Here is a 5271-nt window from a genome sequence, read left to right as displayed (position 1 = left end):
GCCGACCCTGGGCGACGGCGAGGGCTACGCCGAGCTGCTGGCCGACCGGTCCGCGTTCGAGGACTTCGACGCCGCGGCGTACTACAACGGCCACGGCTTCGGCTTCGTCCGGCTGCAGCAGCTGGCCACCGAGCACCTCCTGGGCGCCCGCTGACCCGGGTCCGGTCCATTTCCCCACCCCCACCCCCGTGTTGTCAGAATCTCACCCGCCTAGGGCCGGCTGAGATTCTGACAACTCGGAGAAGAGCGAGGCTGAGGTGAGTTCGATGGGCAGGGTGATCGGGGTCGACTCCTCGACCCAGAGCTGCAAGGTCGTCGTCCGCGACGCGGGGACGGGTGAACTGCTCGCCACCGGACGGGCGTCCCACCCGGCCGGCACCGAGGTCGACCCGCAGCACTGGTGGACGGCCCTGCAGACGGCCCTCGCCGAGGCCGGCGGGCTCGCCGGTGTCGCCGCGGTCAGCGTCGCCGGCCAGCAGCACGGCATGGTCGCCCTCGACGCCGACGGCCGGGTGATCCGTCCCGCGCTGCTGTGGAACGACACGCGCTCAGCCGGGGCGGCCGCCGACCTCGTCGCGGAGGTCGGCGCGGACGCCTACGCGGCCCGCACCGGTGTCGTCCCGGTGGCGTCGTTCACCGCGACCAAGCTGCGCTGGCTGCGCGACCACGAGCCCGGCAACGCCGCCCGGGTGGCCGCGGTGTGCCTGCCGCACGACTGGCTGACCTGGCGGCTGCGCGGCTACGGCCCGGCCGGCGAAGCAGAGCTCGGCCCGGTGCTGGACGAACTGGTCACCGACCGGTCGGACGCGTCCGGCACCGCCTACTGGTCCCCCGCGACCGGCGACTACGACCGCGAACTGCTGGAGCTGGCGCTCGGCCACGACGCGGTCCTGCCGCGGGTACTCGGCCCGACCGAGAGCGCCGGGGGATCGGGCTTCCTGGTCGGGCCGGGCGCCGGCGACAACGCCGCGGCCGCGCTCGGGCTGGACGCCCGTCCCGGCGACGTGGTGGTGTCGCTGGGCACGTCCGGGACGGTGTTCGCCGCCACGACCCGTCCGGTCGCCGACCCGACCGGCATCGTCGCGGGCTTCGCCGACGCCACCGGCGGCTTCCTGCCCCTCGTCTGCACGCTCAACGCCGCCCGCGTGCTGGACGCCGTCGCCGGCCTGCTCGGCGTCGACCACGCCGAACTCGCCCGGCTCGCCCTCGAGGCCGCACCGGGCGCGGGGGGCGCCGTCCTGGTGCCCTGGTTCGAGGGTGAACGCACTCCCAACCTCCCGGACGCCACCGCCACCCTCGCCGGCCTCACCCTCGAGAACACCACCCGGCCGGCGATCGCCCGCGCGGCGGTCGAAGGCATGCTCTGCGGGCTCGCCGCCGGGCTGGCCGCGGTCAGGGGGCTCGGGGTCGAGGTGTCCCGCGTCCTGCTGATCGGCGGTGCGGCCGCGAACCCGGCCGTCCAGACCATCGCCGGGCAGGTGTTCGACGTCGCCGTGCACGTGCCCGGCCCCGGCGAGTATGTCGCGGACGGGGCCGCCCGCCAGGCTGCCTGGGTGCTCTCCGGACGGCGTCCCGAGTGGCCCGTGGCGATCGCCGCCACGCCCGTCCCGGACCACCGTCCGGAGATCACCACGCAGTACGACCGCGAGGCGGCGAAGCACGGGGCCGGTTCCTGAACGATGGCTGGCCGCGCGCCCCGAAACCCGGTTGACTTGGGGTGTCGGGGACAACTGGCGAACAGGGACGCACGCATGGCCGAGCAGGAGACCACCACGGAACGCGTGGGCGTCCTCGCTCCGTTCCAGCGACGGGCCTTCCGCTGGCTGTGGGCGGGCGTCGTGCTGACCAGCATCGGCGCGTGGGCGCAGACCGTCGGCGCGCAGTGGCTGTTCATCAACGACCCGAACGCCGCGACGATCGTCTCGCTCGTGCAGACCGCCGCGACGCTGCCGATGGTGCTGTTCTCCCTTGCCGCGGGCGTGCTGTCGGACGCGTTCGACCGCCGCCGGCTGCTGCTGTGGGTGCAGCTGTACTTCCTCGTCGTCGCCGGGCTGCTCGCCGCGCTGACCGCGATCGGCCGGATGCCGCCGCTGCTGCTGCTCGCCTTCACCTTCGCGATCGGGCTGGGCAACGCGGTGATGGTCTCCACCTGGCAGCCACTGATCACCGAACTGGTGCCGCGCTCCCAGCTGGCCGCGGCGATCCGGCTGGACATGGTCAGCGTGAACGTCGCCCGGGCCATCGGCCCCGCGATCGCCGGCCTGGTGATCGCCGCAGGGGGCGTGCCGCCGGTGTTCGCGATCAACGCCGCCCTGACCCTGTTCCTGATCGTCGCGCTGATCGGCTGGCGGCGTCCGGCGCCCGCGACCGCGGTGGCGAGGGAGCGCTTCCTGCCGGCGCTGCGGACGGGCGGACGGTACGTCCGGCACGAACCGGTGGTGCGGCTGATCCTGGTGCGGCTGGCCATCTTCGTCGCCCCGGCGACGGCGATGTGGGCGCTGCTGCCGCTGATCGCCAACCGGCAACTGGGTCTCGGCGCGGACGGCTACGGCGTCCTCTTCGGTGCCCTCGGCGTGGGTGCGATCGCGGCCGCGTTCACCGTGGGCCGGCTCAGCAAGGCGCTGTCGGCCAACAAGACCCTCAGCGTGATGGGCGTGGTGTTCGGCATCGCGTTCGCGCTGACCATGGTGGTGCCCGGCCTGCTGCCGGCCATCCCGCTGCTGGTGCTGCTCGGCTACGGGTGGACGGCGACCGCGGCCACCCTGAACGCCGAGCTGCAGCTGTTCCTGCCCGGCTGGGTGCGGGCGCGGGCCGTCGCGGTGTACATGATGACCTTCACCGGCGCGCAGGCGCTGGCGTCCCCGGTCTGGGGCCTGATCGCCCAGCACGTGAGCCTCGCGGCTGCGGTGTGGATCGCGTCCGGGCTGGTCGTGGTCGGCGGGCTGGCCGGGTTCGCCTGGCACTTCCCCGAGAGCGAGCACCTCGACCGGGCGCCGGTGTCGTACTGGGGCGAGGCCCAGGTGCTGTTCGAGCCCGACCCGGACGCCGGACCCGTCCAGGTGCAGGTGCAGTACGTCGTCCCGCCGGAGAGCTACGCCGACTGGCGCGAGGCGATGGAGGGGATGCGCCGCTCCCGGCTGCGCAGCGGAGCCAGCCGCTGGGAGGTGTACCGCGTCGGCGAGCAGGTCGACACCTACCTCGAGGTGTTCACCGTCCCGTCGTGGGCCGAGCACCTGCACCAGCACCAGACCCGGCTGACCGCCGAGGACCAGGACATCGAGGAGCACGCCTTCTCGTTCATCACCGGCCCGCCCCGGACCGTCCACCTGCTGCCGGCCGAGCCGCCGCCCGACCCGAGCGAGTGACCCCCATCGCCGACCTGTCAGAATCTCTGCCGGCTCTGGGCGGCTGAGATTCTGACAACTCGGCGGGACGGGTCGGGATCAGGCCCGCCAGAAGCCGGAGAAGGTGATCCGGGACGTGGGCAGGCCGGCCTTCTTCAGCGCGCGCCGACCGCCGGTGGCGAGGCCGGACTCGCCCACGACGAAGGCGTAGCCGTCCGGATCGGGGCTGACCTCCTGCAGCGCGGCGAGGGCCAGCTGGCCGGGGGTGTGGCCGTTCGTCCGCGGCAGCCAGCGCACGTCGACGCCCGCGGGCGCCGCCAGCTCGGTGACGTCCCCGCCATCGGGCACCTCGAGGAAGGCGGTGCCGGTCGCCGACTCGGGCAGGTGCCGGAGGATGCCGCGCAGCCCGGGCAGGCCGGTCTCGTCCGCGGCCAGGCAGAACTCGGACGCGTCCTCGGGCGGGTCGAACATCGCGCCTTGGTCGAGGAAGCCCACCGGGCTGCCCGGGACGGCACCCACGGCCCAGGTCGCCACGGCCCCGCCGAGTTCGTCGCCGTGCCAGTGCAGCACCACGTCGATGTCGAGCTCGGACGCGTCGGCGTCCGGACGGAAGTCGGCCACCGTGTAGTTGCTGCAGTGCGGCCGCTCGCCGGCCGGGATCATCAGGTACGACCGCCACCAGGACCGGCCCTTGACCTTCGGCAGCCGCAGCGGCGCGCCGGGGGCCTGCGGCAGGAACAGCCGGAACCAGTGGTCGCGGCCCAGCCACTCGAACGCCGCCAGTTCACCTCCGGTGATCGTCACCCGCTGGAACGACGGGGAGACCCGCTCGGTGCGGGCGACGGTCGCGGTGAACAGCCGCGGTTCGGTGGGCATGAGGCGCGGGTAGCGGGCCATGATGCGGTCCTTATCTATTTAGGTTAGGCTCACCTTACCTAATTGGGCTAGGCTTGCGCCCATGTCCGTGGCGCCCGCAATCCCCCTTGTCCGGCCGCGGAGCATCAGTGTCTTCGGCGCGCTCGTCGCCGCCGTCCTGGTCGTGATGACCGCCAGCCTCTTCCTCGGCAGCAACCCGATCGCACCGGCGACCGTGCTGCGCGCCCTGCTCGACCCGCTCAGCGACGGGGACGCGATCGTGTGGGGCTCCCGCGTGCCGCGAACCCTGCTCGGTGTCCTGGTCGGGTTCTGCCTCGGCATCGCCGGCGCGGTGATGCAGGGCCAGACCGGCAACCCCCTCGCCGACCCCGGCCTGTTCGGGGTGTCCGCCGGCGCCAGTCTCGCCGTCGTGCTCGGCGTCTACGTGATCGGGGTGAACTCGCCCGTGCTCACCCTCGCGATGGCCCTGCTCGGCGCGATCGTCGCCAGTGTGATCGTGTTCGGCGTGGCCGCGATGGGACGCGGGCTGTCCAGTCCCGTCCCGCTGGCGATCGCCGGCACGGCGGTGACGGCCCTGCTGGGTGCGGTCACCTCCTTCCTGGTGCTCACCGACCAGGAGACGCTGGAGGCCTACCGCATCTGGGTGGTCGGCTCCCTGTCCGGTCGGACGCTCGACGGCGTCGGCCCGGTGCTCATCTTCGTGGCCGCCGGGCTGATCTGCGCGGCGGCCAACGTCCGCTCGCTGAACAACCTCGCGCTCGGGACGGAGATGGCCCGCGGCCTCGGCGAGAGCCTGCTGCGCGCCCGGCTCGTCGGCCTCGGGGCGATCACGCTGCTCACCGCCGGCGCGGTCGCGCTGGCCGGACCGATCGCCTTCGTCGGACTGACCGCCCCGCACGTCGCCCGTGCCCTGGTCGGCGGCAACCACTACCGGCTGCTGCCGGCGTCCGGACTGGTCGGGATCGTGGCGCTGCTGGCCTGCGACGTGCTCGGCCGGCTGATCGGCGGCCAGGCGGAGGTCGCGGTCGGCGTGGTGCTGGCCGCGCTCGGC

At 73.7% G+C, this 5271-nt stretch carries 4 protein-coding genes; 3 read left to right on the top strand and 1 reads right to left on the bottom strand.

Features of this window, described 5'->3' with window-relative positions; translation table 11 throughout:
• The first annotated feature begins 266 nt into the window (after positions 1 to 266).
• Both Q1K57_RS10980 and Q1K57_RS10975 read left to right on the top strand, forming a co-directional pair.
• The gene (locus tag Q1K57_RS10980; protein ID WP_300082370.1) at positions 267 to 1676 is read left to right on the top strand and encodes an FGGY family carbohydrate kinase; all 1410 of its coding nucleotides are present in this window, start codon (positions 267 to 269) and stop codon (positions 1674 to 1676) included.
• A 75-nt stretch (positions 1677 to 1751) separates the two neighbouring features.
• The gene (locus tag Q1K57_RS10975) at positions 1752 to 3365 is read left to right on the top strand and encodes an MFS transporter (RefSeq protein ID WP_300082367.1); all 1614 of its coding nucleotides are present in this window, start codon (positions 1752 to 1754) and stop codon (positions 3363 to 3365) included.
• Between the two features lie 78 nt (positions 3366 to 3443).
• Here Q1K57_RS10975 and Q1K57_RS10970 read toward each other — a convergent pair whose 3' ends face one another.
• Positions 3444 to 4241 carry a siderophore-interacting protein gene (locus Q1K57_RS10970; protein WP_300082364.1) on the bottom strand — a complete coding sequence of 266 codons (798 nt, stop codon included), beginning with the start codon at positions 4239 to 4241 and terminating at the stop codon, positions 3444 to 3446.
• A 61-nt stretch (positions 4242 to 4302) separates the two neighbouring features.
• Between Q1K57_RS10970 and Q1K57_RS10965 the strand changes: the two genes are divergently transcribed.
• A partial coding sequence (locus Q1K57_RS10965) for an iron ABC transporter permease (protein WP_300082361.1) occupies positions 4303 to 5271 on the top strand: 969 nt, incomplete at its 3' end.

The sequence above is a fragment of the Propioniciclava sp. genome, assembly GCF_029977985.1.
Taxonomy (GTDB): Bacteria; Actinomycetota; Actinomycetes; order Propionibacteriales; family Propionibacteriaceae; genus Propioniciclava.
The sequence above is the reverse complement of the archived record's forward strand: the minus strand, read 5'-3'. Positions and strand labels throughout refer to the sequence as shown.

What these genes read in the sequence shown, in the direction of transcription:
- Q1K57_RS10980 (WP_300082370.1), top strand. Translation starts at nt 267, where the DNA reads ATGGGCAGGGTGATCGGGGTCGACTCCTCGACCCAGAGCTGCAAGGTC.
- Q1K57_RS10975 (WP_300082367.1), top strand. Translation starts at nt 1,752, where the DNA reads ATGGCCGAGCAGGAGACCACCACGGAACGCGTGGGCGTCCTCGCTCCG.
- Q1K57_RS10970 (WP_300082364.1), bottom strand. Translation starts at nt 4,241, where the DNA reads ATGGCCCGCTACCCGCGCCTCATGCCCACCGAACCGCGGCTGTTCACC.